The organism is Methylobacterium sp. XJLW (assembly GCF_003254375.1).
In the GTDB taxonomy this organism is placed as follows: domain Bacteria; phylum Pseudomonadota; class Alphaproteobacteria; order Rhizobiales; family Beijerinckiaceae; genus Methylobacterium; species Methylobacterium fujisawaense.
In genome coordinates, this window is record NZ_CP016429.1 from 2,539,195 (window position 1) to 2,556,278 (window position 17,084).

17 protein-coding genes are annotated in these 17,084 nt (G+C 70.4%); 16 read left to right on the plus strand and 1 reads right to left on the minus strand.

All coding sequences use genetic code 11. The annotated features are described in order from the left end of the window. Window positions 1-171: 171 nt before the first annotated feature. The 8 genes from A3862_RS11775 (at window position 172) to A3862_RS11805 (ending at window position 10,666) form a co-directional block, all read left to right on the plus strand. Window positions 172-2,316: a sodium-translocating pyrophosphatase gene (locus tag A3862_RS11775; protein WP_053609099.1), complete on the plus strand. Its 2,145-nt coding sequence runs from the start codon at window positions 172-174 to the stop codon at window positions 2,314-2,316. 401 nt (window positions 2,317-2,717) lie between these two features. Further along, window positions 2,718-3,518, plus strand: coding sequence for a Crp/Fnr family transcriptional regulator (locus A3862_RS11780; protein ID WP_043386450.1), 801 nt, complete (start codon window positions 2,718-2,720; stop codon window positions 3,516-3,518). Further along, entirely contained in the window at window positions 3,515-6,025 is a 2,511-nt protein-coding gene (locus A3862_RS11785) for a GAF domain-containing protein (RefSeq protein ID WP_051044712.1), read from the plus strand. Before A3862_RS11780 ends, A3862_RS11785 begins: the two co-directional genes overlap by 4 nt. 67 nt (window positions 6,026-6,092) lie before the next feature. Beyond that, entirely contained in the window at window positions 6,093-6,410 is a 318-nt protein-coding gene (locus tag A3862_RS11790; RefSeq protein WP_236961968.1) for a response regulator, read from the plus strand. A gap of 107 nt (window positions 6,411-6,517) precedes the next feature. Further along, complete coding sequence (locus A3862_RS31055; protein ID WP_043759243.1) at window positions 6,518-6,796, plus strand: hypothetical protein; 279 nt, start codon at window positions 6,518-6,520, stop codon at window positions 6,794-6,796. 40 nt (window positions 6,797-6,836) lie between these two features. Continuing rightward, window positions 6,837-7,928 (plus strand): alkene reductase, encoded by a 1,092-nt coding sequence (locus A3862_RS11795; RefSeq protein ID WP_043348413.1) that lies wholly within the window; start codon window positions 6,837-6,839, stop codon window positions 7,926-7,928. Window positions 7,929-8,031: 103 nt separating this feature from the next. Further along, the gene (locus tag A3862_RS11800; protein ID WP_043759241.1) at window positions 8,032-9,945 is read left to right on the plus strand and encodes a PAS domain S-box protein; all 1,914 of its coding nucleotides are present in this window, start codon (window positions 8,032-8,034) and stop codon (window positions 9,943-9,945) included. A gap of 1 nt (window position 9,946) precedes the next feature. Next, window positions 9,947-10,666 (plus strand): HAD hydrolase-like protein, encoded by a 720-nt coding sequence (locus A3862_RS11805; protein ID WP_111473611.1) that lies wholly within the window; start codon window positions 9,947-9,949, stop codon window positions 10,664-10,666. On the opposite strand, the gene A3862_RS11810 is transcribed toward A3862_RS11805, so the two are convergent. Continuing rightward, window positions 10,603-11,100 (minus strand): outer membrane protein assembly factor BamE, encoded by a 498-nt coding sequence (locus A3862_RS11810; RefSeq protein WP_043348419.1) that lies wholly within the window; start codon window positions 11,098-11,100, stop codon window positions 10,603-10,605. The two genes, A3862_RS11805 and A3862_RS11810, sit on opposite strands and share 64 nt — an antisense overlap. A gap of 155 nt (window positions 11,101-11,255) precedes the next feature. Between A3862_RS11810 and A3862_RS11815 the strand changes: the two genes are divergently transcribed. From A3862_RS11815 to A3862_RS11850, 8 genes are all read left to right on the plus strand, one after another. Continuing rightward, entirely contained in the window at window positions 11,256-11,825 is a 570-nt protein-coding gene (locus A3862_RS11815) for a ubiquinol-cytochrome C chaperone family protein (RefSeq protein WP_043348434.1), read from the plus strand. Next, window positions 11,822-12,337 carry a YceD family protein gene (locus A3862_RS11820; protein WP_043386443.1) on the plus strand — a complete coding sequence of 172 codons (516 nt, stop codon included), beginning with the start codon at window positions 11,822-11,824 and terminating at the stop codon, window positions 12,335-12,337. The genes A3862_RS11815 and A3862_RS11820 overlap by 4 nt, the downstream gene beginning before the upstream one ends. A gap of 145 nt (window positions 12,338-12,482) precedes the next feature. After that, window positions 12,483-13,517 (plus strand): phosphate acyltransferase PlsX, encoded by a 1,035-nt coding sequence (gene plsX, locus A3862_RS11825; RefSeq protein WP_043348438.1) that lies wholly within the window; start codon window positions 12,483-12,485, stop codon window positions 13,515-13,517. A 104-nt stretch (window positions 13,518-13,621) separates the two neighbouring features. Further along, the gene (locus tag A3862_RS11830) at window positions 13,622-14,629 is read left to right on the plus strand and encodes a beta-ketoacyl-ACP synthase III (protein WP_052083886.1); all 1,008 of its coding nucleotides are present in this window, start codon (window positions 13,622-13,624) and stop codon (window positions 14,627-14,629) included. Window positions 14,630-14,795: 166 nt separating this feature from the next. Next, a complete protein-coding gene (locus tag A3862_RS11835; RefSeq protein ID WP_043348440.1) occupies window positions 14,796-15,116 on the plus strand; it encodes an integration host factor subunit alpha in 321 nt (106 codons plus the stop codon). Window positions 15,117-15,361: 245 nt separating this feature from the next. After that, a complete protein-coding gene (locus A3862_RS11840; RefSeq protein ID WP_111473612.1) occupies window positions 15,362-15,853 on the plus strand; it encodes a MerR family transcriptional regulator in 492 nt (163 codons plus the stop codon). 113 nt (window positions 15,854-15,966) lie between these two features. Next, complete coding sequence (locus A3862_RS11845; protein ID WP_043759233.1) at window positions 15,967-16,386, plus strand: hypothetical protein; 420 nt, start codon at window positions 15,967-15,969, stop codon at window positions 16,384-16,386. A 120-nt stretch (window positions 16,387-16,506) separates the two neighbouring features. Continuing rightward, a complete protein-coding gene (locus A3862_RS11850) occupies window positions 16,507-16,950 on the plus strand; it encodes an Ig-like domain-containing protein (RefSeq protein WP_043348449.1) in 444 nt (147 codons plus the stop codon). Window positions 16,951-17,084 lie beyond the last annotated feature (134 nt).

Here is a 17,084-nt window from a genome sequence, read left to right on the forward strand (position 1 = left end):
AGCGTATTCTCCCACGCGGCGTTTGCGCTCACCGGCGAAGTTTGGCAATCAAGGTATTGTTCTGGGAAGGAAAGCCCCGAATCCGAGCACCGCGTCCCATGGCCGTCGTCCGGCGGTCAAGCTCGACAATCACACGCCCACGCCAGGCACGATAATGACAAGGACGGTCGCATGATTCCCTTGGTTCTGATCATCGTGGGCGGGCTCTGCGCCGTCGCCTACGGCATCGTCACGATCCTCGACGTGATGCGGCGCGATGCCGGCACGCAGCGCATGCAGGAGATCGCCGCCGCCATCGCCGAGGGCGCGCAGGCCTATCTCCGGCGGCAATACACGACGATCGGCCTCGTCGGCGTCGTCCTGTTCGTCCTCCTCGCCGTCTTCCTCGGGATCAAGGTCGCGGTCGGCTTCCTGATCGGCGCCGTGCTGTCGGGGGCGGCGGGCTTCATCGGCATGAACGTCTCGGTCCGGGCCAATGTCCGCACGGCCCAGGCCGCCTCCACCTCGCTGGGCGGCGGCCTCGACGTCGCCTTCAAGTCGGGGGCGGTGACCGGCATGCTGGTGGCGGGCCTCGCGCTCCTTGGCGTCGCCCTCTACTACCTGTTCCTCACCCGCGGCGCCCATCTCGACCCGTCGAGCCGCGAGGTGATCGACGCGCTCGTCGCCCTGGGCTTCGGCGCCTCGCTGATCTCGATCTTCGCCCGGCTGGGCGGCGGCATCTTCACCAAGGGCGCCGATGTCGGCGGCGACCTCGTCGGCAAGGTCGAGGCCGGCATCCCGGAGGACGATCCGCGCAACCCCGCCACCATCGCCGACAATGTCGGCGACAATGTCGGCGACTGCGCCGGCATGGCGGCCGACCTGTTCGAGACCTACGCGGTGACGGTCGTCGCCACGATGGTGCTGGCCGCGATCTTCTTCTCCGGTCCCACGGGAAGCGGCCGCGACGTCCTCGAGCCGATGATGCTGTACCCGCTGGCCATCGGCTCGGCCTGCATCCTCACCTCCATCGCCGGCACCTACGCGGTGCGGCTCGGGGCCAATCAGTCGATCATGGGCGCCCTCTACAAGGGCCTGATCGCCGCGGGCGTTCTGTCGATCGCGGCGATCGCGGCGGTCAACATGACCCTGCTCGGGGGCTTCTCGACGACCTTCACCACCTCCACGGGCGTCACCTTCACGTCGGGCGGCCTGTTCGGCTGCGCGGTGATCGGGCTCGCCATCACGGCGCTGATCGTGGTGATCACCGAGTACTACACGGGCACCAACTTCCGCCCGGTGAAGTCGATCGCCGACGCGTCGGTGACCGGCCACGGCACCAACGTGATCCAGGGGCTGGCGATCTCGCTGGAATCGACCGCGCTGCCGGCCATCGTGATCGTGGCCGGCATCATCAGCACCTACGCGCTCGCCGGCCTGTTCGGCATCGCCATCGCGGTCACCGCCATGCTGGCGCTGGCGGGCTTCATCGTGGCGCTCGACGCCTTCGGGCCGGTCACCGACAATGCCGGCGGCATCGCCGAGATGGCGGGCCTGCCCGCGGAGGTGCGCAAGTCCACGGACGCCCTCGACGCGGTCGGCAACACCACCAAGGCGGTGACCAAGGGCTACGCCATCGGCTCGGCGGGCCTCGGCGCGCTGGTTCTGTTCGCCGCCTACACGTCGGACCTGAACTACTTCATCGCCAATGCGAGCCCGACACAGTACCGCTTCTTCCAGGGCGTCAGCGTCGATTTCTCCCTGTCCAACCCCTACGTCGTGGTCGGCCTGCTGCTCGGCGGCCTGATCCCGTTCCTGTTCGCCGGCATCGCCATGACGGCGGTCGGGCGCGCGGCGGGCGCGGTGGTGGAGGAGGTCCGGCGCCAGTTCCGGGAGAAGCCCGGGATCATGCAGGGCACCGACCGGCCGGATTACGGACGGGCGGTGGACATGCTGACCCGCGCGGCGATCAAGGAGATGATCGTCCCCTCGCTCCTGCCGGTGCTGTCGCCGGTTGTGCTGTTCTTCGTGATCCAGCTGATCGCCGGAAAGAGCCAGGCCTTCGCCACGGTGGGGGCGAGCCTGCTCGGCGTGATCCTCACCGGACTCTACGTGGCGATCTCGATGACCTCGGGCGGCGGCGCCTGGGACAACGCCAAGAAATACATCGAGGACGGCCACCACGGCGGCAAGGGCTCCGAGGCCCACAAGGCGGCGGTGACCGGCGACACGGTGGGCGACCCCTACAAGGACACCGCCGGTCCGGCGGTGAACCCGGCGATCAAGATCACCAACATCATCGCCCTGCTGCTGCTCGCGGTGCTGGCACACAGCTGATCGATGGATGGCCGAACCGAAGGTCGGCTTTCCGACCTCTCGGTTCCGCTTGCGGGCCATCTGAGGGATCACCGGCCGCACCGGATCCGGGCGGCCGTCTGCAGCCGATCCGCTTCCGGCCCGCACGGAGCCGGGCGGATCCTGCGGATGCCTCATCGCCGATCCGACAGGGCGAGGGGCACGGGCACCCGATCGGGCGGTGCCGGGGTTTGACTCTCGGACCGTCGCGGTCGGCGCGGCGACCTGCAGGACGCTGCGCCGACCGTGAACGACCGCGGCAATCCGTCATGTCGAGACCTCGCGTCCGCCGGCCATCATTTTAGCGGGAAGTGTTCACTCTTGAACGGACGCGGCGGCCAAGCTGGGCTATGCCGGCTCGTAGCGCCAGCCTGCCGCGACCGATGCCGCCGAACTCACCGTCCCCGCTGGAGCGGAACCTCCTGCTCCGCTCGCTGCCACCCGTCGAACGGTCGAGGCTTCTCCCCCATGCGGAGGTGGTCACACTGGTGCGCGGCGACGTCCTGTTCGAGCCGGGGGACGAGGTCACCGCGATGATCTTCCCGCTCGACGGGACGGTGGTCTCCCTGATCGTGCCGCTGGAGGAGGGCCGCACCATCGAGACCGCGACCGTCGGTCGTGAGGGGGCGCTCGGCGGCGTCGTGAGCCAGGGCTACCTCCCGGCCTTCAACCGCGCCGTCGTTCAGATGGGCGGGGCGGCGGTGCGGCTGGACGCGGCGCGGATGCAGGCGGCCAAGCGCACCTCGCTGCCGATCCGCAACGCCCTCGTGCGCTACGCCGACTGCCTCCTCGCGCAGGTGGTCCAGTCCGTCGCCTGCAATGCCGCCCATCCCATCGAACAGCGGTGCGCGCGCTGGGTGCTCGCCCTGCACGACCGGCTCGCCACCGACGTCCTGCCGGTCACCCAGGACATGCTGGCGGAGATGCTCGGGGTGCGCCGGACCTATCTCAGCGGCATCCTCAACCGGCTCCAGGCCCAGGGGCTCATCGAGATGGGCCGGGCCAGGATCACGGTCCGCGACCGGCCGGCTCTGCAGGCGGCGTCCTGCGAATGCCATCGCCGGGTGCAGGAGCACTTCGCCCTCGTCCTCGGCGCGACCTTCACGCCGGCCGGAACCCTCGTCGCGCTCGACCCCGACGGCGCGCCCGATCCCCTGGCGACGCACGGGGCCATTTCCGCATGACCGTGATCGACATGGAAGGCGTCGAGCATCTCATCGCCGCCGACCTGCGTCTCGCCGCGCTCAAGGCCTACGGCATCCTCGACACCCCGCCCGAGGCCGCCTTCGACGGCATCGTGCGGCTGGCGACCCGGCTGTGCCTGACCCCGGTCGCCCTCGTCAGCTTCGTGGCCGCCGACCGCCAGTGGTTCAAGGCACGGATCGGTTTTCCTTCGTGCGAGACCGACCTCGAGCGCTCGGTCTGCAAGTACGCGCTGGCCGAGCCGGACCTGCTGATCGTGCCCGACCTCGCGGCCGACCCGCGCACGGCCGACAACCCCCTCGTCACTGGGGAGCCGTTCATCCGGTTCTACGCCGGGGCGCCCCTGCGCGCGCCCGACGGGCAGGTGCTCGGCTCGCTCTGCGTCATCGACACCGTGCCCCGGCCCCAGGGGCTGACCCCTGAGCAGCAGGAGGACCTGCGCATCCTGGCGGCCCAGGTCGTCACCCAGCTGCAGATGCGCCGGGCCGTGGACGAGCGCGATCAGGTCCTTGCGTTCCAGGCCGCCGAGCTGCGGCGGGCGCACCGGCTCGACGTCATCGCCACCGCCTCCACGGCCCTGCTCACCGCCGACGACCCCTCCGCGGTCCTCGAACCCATTCTGAGGGACGGGGCCGACGCCCTCGGGTTCGACCGGGCCTGCCTCTACGACGTAACGCCGGACCGGCAGCACCTGCGCCTGACCCACGCGGTCAACATCTCTCCGGACGGGCGCGAGCGCCTGAAGCGCCTGCCGTTCGGGACTCCGCTCTGCGGCATCGTCGCGGAGACCCGCCAGCCCCTGATCCTCAGCGGGTTGCAGGCCAGTCTCGATCCGCGATGGGAGGTGGCCCGCGGCAACGGCCTCGACGCCTATGCCGGGTTCCCCATCGTCAGCCGGGGCGAACTCTGCGCGGTCATCGCCTTCGCCTCGACGCGGGTGGCCGCCTTCGACCGCGAGACCGTGGCGTTCTTCGAGACGCTCGCCCGCCTGATGGCGGCGGTCCACGAGCGCCTCGACGGCGAGGACGCCCTCGCCGAGAGCCGGGCCTACTGGCGCAGCCTGTTCGAGCGTCTGTGCGAGGGCTTCATCGTCGGCGAAGTCATCCGTGAGGCCGGACAGGTGACCGACTGGCGCTACGTCGAGGTCAACCGTGCCTGGGGCGACCTCGTCGGCATCGACGTGAACCAGGTTGCCGGCCGGACCATCCGCGAGGTCTTCCCCGGTATCGAGGACGCCTGGGTCAATGAGTTCGCACAGGTGGTGGAGAGCGCGGAACCGCGCGAGTTCCTGCGGCGGGTCGGGACGCTCGACCGCTGGTACGAGGGCCGCGCCTTCGCCATCGGCGCCGACCGCTTCGCCGTCACCTTCCTCGAAGTCACCGACCGGGTCCAGGCCGAGGCGCGGCGTACGGCCCTGCTGAGCCTCGGCGACCGGTTCCGCGACCTGACGGAGGCCCCGGAGATGATCCAGGCCGCCGCCGAGATCGTCGGCACGACCCTCGGCGTCACGCGGGCCGGCTATGGCCATATCGACGGCGACGTCGAATTCGTCGACATCGAGGAGGGCTGGACCGCACCGGGCGTCGCAAGCATCGCCGGGCGGCACCGCTACGCCGATTTCGGCGACATCCGCGAGCACCTTCGGCGCGGCGAGCCGCTGGTCATCGAGGACGTGCGAACCGATCCGAGAACGTCCTCGGATCCCCGGCTGATGCTCGACGTCGGCATCGGCGCGCTCGTGAACATGCCGGTTCGCGAGCGGGGACGCACGGTGGCGGTGTTCATCGTGCAGGACGACAAGCCCCGCCGATGGTCGCCGGAAACCCTGGCCTTCGTGCGCAACGTCGCCGAGCGTCTGGAGTCGGGCGTCGCCCGGCTCGAGGCCGAGGAGCAGCAGCGCATCCTCAACGAGGAGATCTCGCATCGCCTGAAGAACATGCTCGCGATGGTGCTGTCGATCGCCACGCAGACCCTTCGCGGTGTCCCGGACCGCGCTCCTGTGGAGGCCTTCGAGCGGCGCATCCACGCGCTGTCGACCGCCCACAACGTGCTCCTCCACAAGACATGGACGAGCGCCCCGGTCCGCGAGGTCGTCCATGCGGTCCTCGGCGCCGCGGGGCATGGCGACCGCATCACGGTCACGGGCCCCGATTTCGATCTCGGGCCGCGCGCGACGCTCTCGGTCTCGCTCCTGCTGCACGAACTGGCGACCAATGCCGCCAAATACGGGGCCTTGTCGGTCCCCGACGGGCGGGTCGCCGTGACGTGGCGCCTGGATGACGGCATCGGGGAGCGTGAGGTCGTGCTCGACTGGGTCGAGCGGGGCGGCCCGCCACCTGTGGCCCCCGCGCACTCCAAGCGCGCCGGGTTCGGCTCGCGCCTCATTCGTTTGGGACTGGCCGGATCCGGCGGCGTCGACCTTCGTTACCCTTCCTCTGGCTTCGAAGCGACGCTGCGTGCGCTGCTCGTCCAATTGCAGCATGGATAGGGAGCGAGCCGTGGCTGCAGGGACTGCGAGGCGGAATGCCATCCTCGTCATCGAGGATGAGCCGGTTATGCGCCTCATGGCTGTCGACCTCGTCGAGGAGGCGGGGTTCGAGGCCCTGGAAGCGTTCGACGCCGAGGAAGCGGTGCGCCTTATGGAGGCGCGGCCCGACATCGTCCTCGTCTTCTCCGACATCGACCTCGGCATCGGCATGGCGGGTCTGGACCTCGCCCATGCGATCCGGGACCGTTGGCCGCCGGTCGAGATCATCATGACATCGGGGAAGATTCAGCCCGAACCCGGGGATCTGCCAGAGCGCGGGCGCTTCTTCGAGAAGCCCTACCGCCGCGACGAGGTCGCCGCGGCGATGCGCGAACTCGCAGCCTGACCGGACGTCGGGGCGATCGGCCGAGCCGGATCCTGCCTCTCCGGCACCGGCCGCGCGGCCCGGCATGGAGACCGACACCCAGGCCGGACCGGACGACCCGAAGCCGCATGGCCGGCATCGACTCCGGATATCCGGAGACGCGCGGCGACGACACGGGCGCATCGGCGCCGACCGGGCGACCGACGGCGGCATCGGTGAGCGCCTTCTCGTCGACCGGCCCGAACGGTGACCGCGGACCGCACGGTGCGGATCAGTCGACAGGGCCGGGTTCCGAGCGAGCCCGGCTGTTCACCATTCACCGTGTGCGCCCCCGCACGCGCCTGTCAGCCCTGCTGCGCTGCACCTTGGCATCGCGGCGGCGCAGCGCCACCTCGGCGCGGGAATAAAACCGGACGCGGCCTGCGCCGCACCACAACGAGGTACCTCATGCCGTCCCTGCTCGACCCGATCCGTATCGGCGCCATCGAGGCGAAGAACCGGATCTTCATGGCGCCCCTGACGCGCGGCCGCGGCACCCGCGAGCACGTGCCGACCCCGATCATGGCCGAGTATTACGCCCAGCGCGCCGGCGCCGGCCTGATCCTCACCGAGGCCACCGGCATCAGCCAGGAGGGTCTCGGCTGGCCCTACGCACCGGGGATCTGGTCCGACGCCCAGGTCGACGCGTGGCGGCCGATCGTGAAGGCCGTGCATGACAAGGGCGGCAAGATCGTCTGCCAGATATGGCATATGGGGCGGCTGGTCCACCCGGACTTCCTGGGCGGCGAGAAGCCGATCTCGGCCTCTGCCACGACGGCGCCCGACCAGGCGCACACGTATTCCGGCAAGAAGCCCTATGCCGAGGCGCGCCCGCTGGAGGTCTCGGAAGTGCCGCGCCTGCTCGCCGATTACGAGCGGGCCACCGCCAATGCCCTGGCGGCCGGCTTCGACGGCGTGCAGATCCACGCCGCGAACGGCTACCTGATCGACGAATTCCTCCGTGACGGCACCAACCACCGCACCGACCAGTACGGCGGCTCCATCGAAAACCGCGTGCGGCTGCTGCGCGAGGTGACCGAGGCTGTGGCGAAGGTGGCCGGGCCGGAGCGCACCGGCGTGCGGCTCTCGCCCAACGGCGCGATCCAGGGCTGCAACGATTCCGATCCGGAGCCGCTGTTCGTGGCCGCCGCCCAGGCGCTCGCCGATGTCGGGATCGCTTTCCTGGAGATGCGCGAGCCGGGGCCGAACGGCACCTTCGGCAAGGCCGACCACCCGCCGATCGCCCCGGCGATGCGGCGCGTGTTCCGCAACCCCATGATCCTGAACGCCGATTACGACGGCATCAGCGGCCAGAAGGTTCTGGATGCCGGCGAGGCCGACGCCATCGCGTTCGGCCGGACCTTCATCGCCAATCCGGACCTCGTCGAGCGGATCGCCCAGAAGGCGCCGCTCAACAAGGACGACGCCGCGACGTGGTACAGCCAGGGCCCCGAGGGCTACATCGACTACCCGACCTTGACGAAGTCCCGGGCCGCCTGACGCGCCCCGGCCAGCATCGTCTGCCGGGCCCCGGCGGGCACGGCAGGAAAGCGCGGCGGTCCCTAGGCAGGGCGCCGCTGCGCGCCTATGTGAGGGCAGGACCATGGATGTGCCTGCACCTCACGCGCTCGCGGAAGCCGGACCGACCGATGGACGCTGGAGCGCCGCGGATCGGATCGCGGAACTTCGTGATCTCGCGATCCTCGATTCGGAGCCGGAGCCGCTCTACGACGATCTCGTGCGGGTCGCAGCCTATGTCTGCCGCGCGCCGGTCGCCCTCGTCAGCCTGGTGGATGCCGAGCGGCAGTGGTTCAAGTCGGAGGTGGGCCTCGGCAAGCGCGAGTTGCCGATCAACTGCTCGGTCTGTGCCCATACGATCGAGGCGGGCGATCTTCTCGTCATCCCGGATCTGACCACCGACCCGCGGACCACTGAGAACCCCCTCGTGACCGGGGCGCCGGCCTTCCGCTTCTATGCGGGCGCGGTGATCCGCGGCAATCATGGCATTCCGATCGGTGCCCTGTGCGTGCTGGACCGGGCCCCGCGGCCGGATGGCCTCGATTCCGAGCAGACCGCGACCCTGCTGGCGTTGGCACGTCAGATCTCGAGCCTGCTGGAGCATCGCCGGACGCTGGCGCGGGTCGCCGCCCGCGAGGCGGAGATCGCCGCGAGCGAACGCCGCTTCCGCGTGATGACCTCCGCCATGCCCCAGATGGTCTGGACCACCCGGCCGGACGGGTTCCACGATTATTACAACGACCGCTGGTACGAGTTCACCGGCGTGCCCTACGGCTCCACCGACGGCGAGGGCTGGAACGGGGTGTTCCACCCCGAGGACCAAGAGCGGGCCTGGGCGCGGTGGCGCCACTGCCTCAGGACGGGCGAGCCCTACGAGATCGAGTACCGCCTGCGCCACCACAACGGCGATTACCGCTGGACGCTCGGGCGCGCCATGCCGATCCGGGACGCCGAGGGGCGGATCGAGCGCTGGTTCGGGACCTGTACCGATATCGACGACCTGAAGCGTGCCGAGGCCGAAGCCCGCAAGCTCGCCGTGATCGTCGAGACCTCCAAGGACTTCATCGGGCTCTGCACCCTCGAGGGCGAGATCACCCATCTCAACGAGGCCGCCCTGGCCCTGGTCGGCCTGCCCGACCTCGCCGCCGCCCGGGCGTGCACGGTGTCCGACTTCTTCACCGACGACAGCCGCCGGATCCTGGCCGAGACCGTCATGCCGGCGGTGCGCCGGGACGGATTCTGGGAGGGCGAGCTGGCCTTCCGGCACTTCGTCACCGGCGAGCCGTTGGCGGTGCTCTACAACATCTTCCCGGTGCGCGATCCGATGGGGACGGAGGTGGGATACGCCACCGTCACCCGCGACCTGCGCGAGGCGAAGCGCGCCGAGGAGGCGCGGGACCTTCTGATCCGCGAGCTGTCGCACCGGATCAAGAACATCTTCGCGGTGGTCGGCGGCCTTGCCGCGCTGACCGCCCGGAGCGATCCTGCGGCCAAGCCGTTCGTGGCGGCGTTCCGCGAGCGACTGGGCGCCCTGGCCCGGGCCCACGAATATGTTCGCCCCCATTCCCCCGACAGCGCCCCGCCGGTGGCCGGTCAGACGGTGCTCGGGCTGATGCGCCTGATCATGGCCGCCTACGAGGAGAACGGACGCGCGCGCGTGGTGATCACCGGGGACGATGCCGAGATCGGCGAGCGCACCGCCACCGCCCTCGCGCTGATCATGCACGAGCAGGCGACCAACGCGGTCAAGTACGGGGGGCTCTCGACGCGGGAGGGCGGCGTCTCGCTGAGCGGGGCCCGGGAGGCAGGCCGCTATACGCTGACATGGCGCGAGGAGGGCGGCCCCCAGGTTGCCGGCGCGCCGCTCCGGAAGGGGTTCGGCACCGTTCTGGCCGAGCGCAGCGTCGCCGGCCAGCTCGACGGCGTGCTGGAGCACGACTGGGCGCCGGGCGGTCTCCTGATGCGGCTCTGTGTCCCGCTCGAGAACCTGCGGACCTGACATGACCCGGCCGCCGGCCGCTCCACGGCCGCGTCTCGTCGTCCTCGATTTCGACGGCACCCTGGCCGACAGCTTCCCGTGGTTCTGTTCGGTTCTGAACGGGGTCGCCGACCGCTACCGCTTCCGCCGGGTCGAGGCCCATGAGGTCGAGGGTCTGCGGCTCCTGGGCGCCCGGGCGATCGTGGCCCGTCTCGGCATCCCGCGCTGGAAGCTGCCGCTCATCGCCCGCCACATGCACAGGCTGGCCGCGCGCGACGCCGGCCAGATCGCCCTGTTTCCCGGCGTTCCGGCGATGCTGGCCGCAGTCGCGGAGGCGGGCGTGCCGCTGGCGATCCTGTCGTCGAACCGCGCCGACACGGTGCGGCGGGTGCTCGGACCGGACAATGCCGACCGCATCGGCACCTATGCCTGCGGGGCCTCGGTCTTCGGGAAGGCGCGTCGGCTGCGGACGCTGCTCGCACGGACCGGCGTGGCGCCCGACCGGGCTCTCTGCATCGGCGACGAGATCCGCGACCTCGAGGCGGCGCGCGCCCTGGGCTGTCCCTTCGGCGCCGTGGCCTGGGGCTATACCGATTCCCGGGCTCTCGCGGCCCTCGGCCCCGAGCACCTGTTCTCGAAGCCGGCGGAGATCGCCCGCCTCGTGGCGGGCGAGGCCGATCACATGCCGCGATTGGCGCCCGGCACGACGCTGGTGCCGCTGCCGCTGCCGAACGGCTCGTAGCGGGTCAGGCCGCGGAACAGCTGGCTGAGGAAGGCGCGGTCGGCGCCGCTCGTCGGCGTCGTGCGCTCGATGAAGTCGAAGATCCGGCCGTCTTGGAGGCCGTAAAGCGCCACCCGCTCGACCTTGAAGGCGGGCGAGAAATAGACCGCCGTCACCTTCTGGTCCTCGACCTGCTCACCCAGGAACATGATCGTCCGGCGGGTGTTCTGCGAGATGTAGTACCAGGACTTGTTGCCCACGGTGGACACCGTCGACGGCGTGCCGAGGATCTGCAGGACCTGCTCGGGGCTCATGCCGGGCTTGATCGTGGCGAGTGCCGCCTGGTCGACCTGATAGCCGTGACGCAGCTCCTCGCCGATGCAGCCGGACAGGCCGGTTCCCGCAAGGCCGAGCAGGGCGAGGCGCGCGAAGGACTGGACGAGACGGCGCCGCATCGGGCCCCCAGAGAGCGTGTTGACGGACGGGGCGCAACCGTCGTCGCCGACACGGGGCTCCGACGGCGCTTGCGCCCTGGGCGTGGGTTGCCGTACCGCGGGGTTATGGCTTTGACAAGGCAAGCTTGGCCACAGATGGCCGGGGTTCGGCACCGATGATCGCCGGGTTGTTCCGGCGCGCGAGCGCGCGGCGCCGCGCCGTCGAGGGACTGCACGTGGCCTTGAGCATGGCCGCGCGCCGGCCGGGCCTCTACACGCGCCTCGGCGTGCCCGATACCGTGGAGGGCCGGTTCGAGGCCCTCTGCCTGCACGCGATCCTGGTCCTACGCCGGCTGAACCGGTTGCCGGCGCCGGCGTCCGAGGTGGCCCAGGATCTCGTGAATTCGGTCTTCACCCAGCTCGACGCCTCGCTGCGCGAACTCGGTGTCGGCGACATGGGCGTGTCCAAGCGGATGAAGAAGCTCGGCGCCGCCTTTTACGGCCGGGCCGAGGGCTACGATGCCGCCCTGGAGGCCGGCGACGCGGCGGCGCTGCGCGCCGTTCTCGTCCGCAACGTGCTGGGCGGCGAGGGTGACGGGCGCGGTCTTGCCGCCTACGTGCAGTCCGCCGACGCCGCCCTCGCCGGCGCCGATCTGGACGGGCTGCTCGGGGCTGGACCGCCCTTCCCGGAGCCGGACGGCTTCGCGCCGGCATCGGTCCACGCTGGAGATGGAGGAAATTCATGACCCGCCACGCCGGCCAGGAGGGCTTTCCCCTCGCGCGCTGGGTCAATGTCGAGCGCCTGCCCCAGGGGCGCGGCGCCGTCACCGTGGAGGCGAGCCCGGCCGAATGCGCGGCGCTCGCCGCCGATTTCGGCATCCCCGGGATCCGCGATCTGGTCGGGCGCTTCGCCATCGAGGGGCCGACCAGCCGTCTCACCGTGACCGGCGCGGTGGAAGCCCTGGTGACGCAGGTCTGCACCGTGAGCCTCGAACCCTTCGAGGCGCCGGTCCATGAACCGGTCGAGGTGGTGTTCACCGATACCGACCGGCTCGCCGGCACCGAGGCCGAGGAAGCCGACATCCCCGACCCGCTGGTCGGCGGCCGCATCGATTTTGGTGCGCTCACCGCCGAGTTCCTGGCGCTCGGCCTCGATCCCTATCCGCGCAAGCCCGGCATCACCTTCGAGCCAGTGGTGGCGGGCGACGATGCGGGGCCCCTCGACGGCCTGCGCAAGCTCCGCGACGGCGGAGCCTGAGGCCGCCGGCGACCGCCCGGAAGCCCGCGCCGCCCGAATTCATTTGCCCGCCGGGCCGGTATCGCTATGGTCCGCCGCGCCCGGCGGGCCCCGTCCCGCCGACGTCTGAACCCTTTCCCGCCGAGACCCGCGACCCGCTACCGACATGTCCCAACGCGTGTGCATCTCGCTCGACGCCATGGGTGGCGACCACGGGCCCACCACGGTCGTGCCCGGCGCGGCCCTGGCCCGGGAGCGTCATCCCGGCACCACCTTCCTGATGTTCGGCGACGAGGCCGTGATCGCGCCGCTGGTCGCCAAGGAGCCCCGGCTCAAGGATTGCGTCGAGATCCGCCACACCAGCGTGGCCGTGGCCATGGACGACAAGCCCAGCCAGGCGGTGCGCCAGGGCCGGGGCAAATCGTCCATGTGGCAGGCGATCCAGGCGGTGCGCGACGGGCAGGCCGATGCCTGCGTGTCGGCCGGCAACACCGGCGCCCTGATGGCGATGTCGAAGATCTGCCTGAAGACCATGTCGGGCATTGAGCGTCCGGCCATCGCCTGCCTGTGGCCGACCGTGCGCGGCGAGAGCGTCGTGCTCGACGTCGGCGCCACCATCGGCACGGATGCCGAGCACCTCGTCGAGATGGCCGTGATGGGCTCCGCCATGGCCCGGATCGTGTTCGACCTCGACCGGCCCACCGTCGGCCTGCTCAATGTCGGCACCGAGGAGATGAAGGGCAACGAGGCGGTCAAGGAGGCCGCCCGGATCCTGCGCGAGATGGAGAGCCCCGGCCTCACCTATCACGGCTTCGTCGAAGGCACCGATCTCGGGCGCGGCACCGTCGACGTGGTGGTGACCGAGGGGTTCACCGGCAACATCGCCCTCAAGACCGCCGAGGGCACCGCCAAGCAGATCGGCACGTATCTCCGCGCCGCCATGACCCGGACGCTGGCCGCCAAGATCGGCGCCCTGTTCGCCCGGCAGGCCTTCAAGGCCCTCAAGGACAAGATGAACCCGAGCCGGGCCAATGGCGGGGTGTTCCTCGGCCTCGAAGGCATCGTCATCAAGAGCCACGGTTCGGAGAATGCGCAGGGCTTCGCCGCGGCGATCGATCTGGCGCACGACATGGCGCGCCATGACATGATCCGCACGATCCGCGAGATGCTCGACCAGACCGCGGCGCTGGCGCCGGCGTGACGCCGATGCCGGACTGAGCCCCGTCGACGGATGGGATGGAAATCGGACGGCTGCGGCTTCACAACTGGAAATTGTGAATCTGGCGTCGTCCGGGAAGGACAATGATGGCAACCCTCCGCACTGACCCCGAGCCGCACCGGCGCGCGCCCCCTCTGCGCTCGGTGGTGGTGGGGACCGGATCGAGCCTGCCCGCACGGGTGGTGACGAATGCCGATCTGGCCGAGCAGATGGACACCTCCGACGCGTGGATCGTCCAGCGGACCGGGATCCGCCAGCGGCACATCGCGGCCGCCGACGAGACCACCTCGGTCCTCGGCGCGCGCGCGGCCCGGGCCGCCCTGGAGGATGCCGGCCTGACCGCCGACGACATCGACCTCGTGATCTGTGCCACCTCGACGCCGGACCACACCTTTCCGGCGACCGCGACCCAGATCCAGGCGGCGCTGGGCATCCATCAGGGCGCGGCCTTCGACCTGCAGGCGGTCTGTGCCGGCTTCGTCTTCGCGGTCTCGACCGCCGACAAGTTCCTGACCACGGGCGCGGCCCGCCGTGCGCTGGTGGTCGGCGCCGAGACCTTCTCGCGGATCGTCGATTGGGAGGACCGCACCACCTGCGTGCTGTTCGGCGACGGGGCCGGCGCCATCGTGCTGGAGGCGCAGGACGAGGCCGGGAACCGCGGCGTGCTCAGCGCGAGCCTGCGGTCGGACGGGCGCCACCGGGAAAAGCTCTATGTCGACGGCGGTCCGGGTTCCACCGGCACGACCGGCCACCTGCGCATGGAGGGCCGCGACGTGTTCCGGTTCGCCGTGGGGCAGGTCACCGACGTGATCGTCGAGGCTTTCGCGCAGGCGGGCGTCACCGCGGAGGAGCTCGACTGGTTCGTGCCGCATCAGGCCAATCGCCGGATCATCGAGGCCTCGGCCGACAAGATCGGAATCGCCCGGGAGAAGATCGTGCTGACGGTGGACCGCCACGGCAACACGTCGGCGGCCTCGATTCCCCTGGCCCTCGACGTGGCGCGGCGGGACGGTCGCATCCAGGCGGGCGACCTCGTGATGATCGAGGCGATCGGCGGCGGGTTCAGCTGGGGTGCGGCGCTGATCCGCTGGTGAGGCTTCGGGCGGGCGCCTGAAACGATTCGCGGCCCCGCTGCGGTTGACCGGGGGCGGAGCGCCGATTAGCGTGCCGGATCATAGGGATACGCCTTCAGCGTTTGGTGTGGCCGCGCGTGCCGCACCATGCGTCATGGGGCGAACGATGCGGGCGAGGGGACACGGCATGGCAGGCAAGACGGTGACGCGCGCCGACTTGAGCGAGGCCGTCTACCATCAGGTGGGCCTGTCGCGGACCGAGTCGGCCGCCCTCGTCGAGACCGTGCTGTCGGAGATCTGCAGCTGCCTGGCGAGCGGCGAGACGGTGAAGCTGTCCTCGTTCGGCTCCTTCGTGGTGCGCAGCAAGGGCAAGCGCGTCGGCCGCAACCCCAAGACCGGGGTCGAGGTCGCGATCGAGCCGCGGCAGGTGATGGTGTTCAAGCCGTCCAACGTGCTCAAGGCCAAGATCAACGGCCTGAATGGCACGGGCGTTCACGACGACGATTGAGCGGGGCCGCGTGCGGGTTCGCCTCCTGCGCGGCCTGCGCCCCGGAACGGGCTGCGGTTCATCCTGCCCCGCCCTTGTCCCGGATGCCCGGAAGGTCGCGGACGGTGAACGGGAGCCCGGCACACGACGCACCGCACAAGCGGCACCCGCTCCAAACGCCGCCGGATTCCTCAGCCTCTCAGGCTTGAGTGCGACCCTGCGACCGGTCAAGATCGGGGCGTTCCGAGCCCATTCGCAAGACACCCATGCCGCCAGCCCTCGCCGCCGCACAGACCGACGAACCGCCGACCGGGATCGGCGAGAAGAGCGCCCACGCGTTCCGGACGATCAGCGAGGTGGCCGAGGAACTCGACGTGCCCCAGCACGTGCTGCGGTTCTGGGAGACCCGCTTTGGCCAGATCCGTCCCGTGAAGCGGGCGGGTGGACGGCGCTATTATCGGCCCCAGGATGTCGAGCTGGTGGCGGGCATCCGGCATCTCCTGCACGTGCAGCGCTACACCATCGCGGGGGCGCAGCGGGTCCTCAAGGAGAACGGCGTCCGCTTCGTGCAGGCGGTCGGCCGCGGCGAGGCCGTGGCGGCCGAACCCCTGATTCAGGAGGTCGAGACGGAGGCGGGCGCCCGGTTCGGCACTCTCGGAGCCTCCGACCGGGCGTCCCTGGCCGAAGCCCTGGAGGAATTGCGGGCCTGCCGCGCCCTGCTCGATGGCCTGCGCGAGATGCCCGACCTGGAGGCCTGACCTGGAGGCCTGACCTGGAGGCCTGACCGGCCCAGCCTGACCGTGTCGGCACGACCGCGCGTTCCGACACGCGGCCAGCGAACTTTCCGGCGACAACCTGCGTTGTCGCCCGCATGGCCGCGCCCAAACCCAAGTTGACGCCCAGCCAGGAACTGATGGCCCGCATCATGCGGATCGTCCGCACATGCCCGGAGGCGGCTTCCGAAGTCCTGGAACTGATGTTCCTCGTCAGCCAGATCGAGGCGGCCACCGGCGTCGACCGCGAGTACCGCGACGCCAAGCGCGTGATCAGCCGCCTGCGCAATCCGCTCTGGGAGATGGGTCCCACCGACCGGGAGAAACTCCTCGCGGCCGCCGAGACGATTCGCCGGGTCTGCCGTCTGGCCGAGGATGAGATTCCCCCCGCTCCGCTTGCCGATGCCGGGGAGCGCGCGCGGGTCGAAGGGCGGCTCGCCGCCGCCCTGGCCGGCGAATTCGATGCCGCGCAGATCGCCCGCATCACCGGTATCGTCGCGGCGGCGCTCCAGAATTAAGGGGCCGTCCGGGCCCTCGACGCCCGTGCGCGGCGTCCCCACATGGTCTCCACCGAGGAACGGGGCATCCGGACGCGCGTCCGGAGACAGGTCCCGGCTCGGCACTGGAGAGACGCTTCCATGATTGCCCTTCGTCCGCTCGCCGCGCTGCTCGTCGGGAGCATGGCCCTCGCCGGCCCGGCGCTGGCCCAGGCGCCTGCCAGCCGAACCAAGACCGTGGCGCCCGGCAAGACCGTGCGCATCGAGATCGCGCCGAACCTCAAGAAGGATTGTTCTCCTGGACCGATGCCCGAGTTCAAGGTCTCCGGGCCGCCCAAGAACGGCTCGGTGATCACCAAGGTCGGCAAGCTGAAGACGCCGGCGAGCTATCGCTGTCCCAACAAGGAGGCGGCCGTCCAGGCGCTGTTCTACCAGCCCAACTCCGGTTTCACCGGAACCGACGAAGTGACGTTCGAGGTCAAGAGCTCCGACGGTCAAGTGCAGACGCAGACCGTCAAGATTACGGTCGCGGCGTCCGGTGCCAAATCGGGAGACGATGGCAAGAAAGAGGGCACGGATTTGTGAGCCTGGGCCCGCTTAGGCGGTATCTGCCCAGTTCAGCGGCTCGTGCAGCCGTTCGGGGGCCGCACGGAGTCTCATCTGTGCGGCCTTCAGCGCTCGGGAGTGTTGCAAGCAATCGACATGCCGGGCGCCACGCT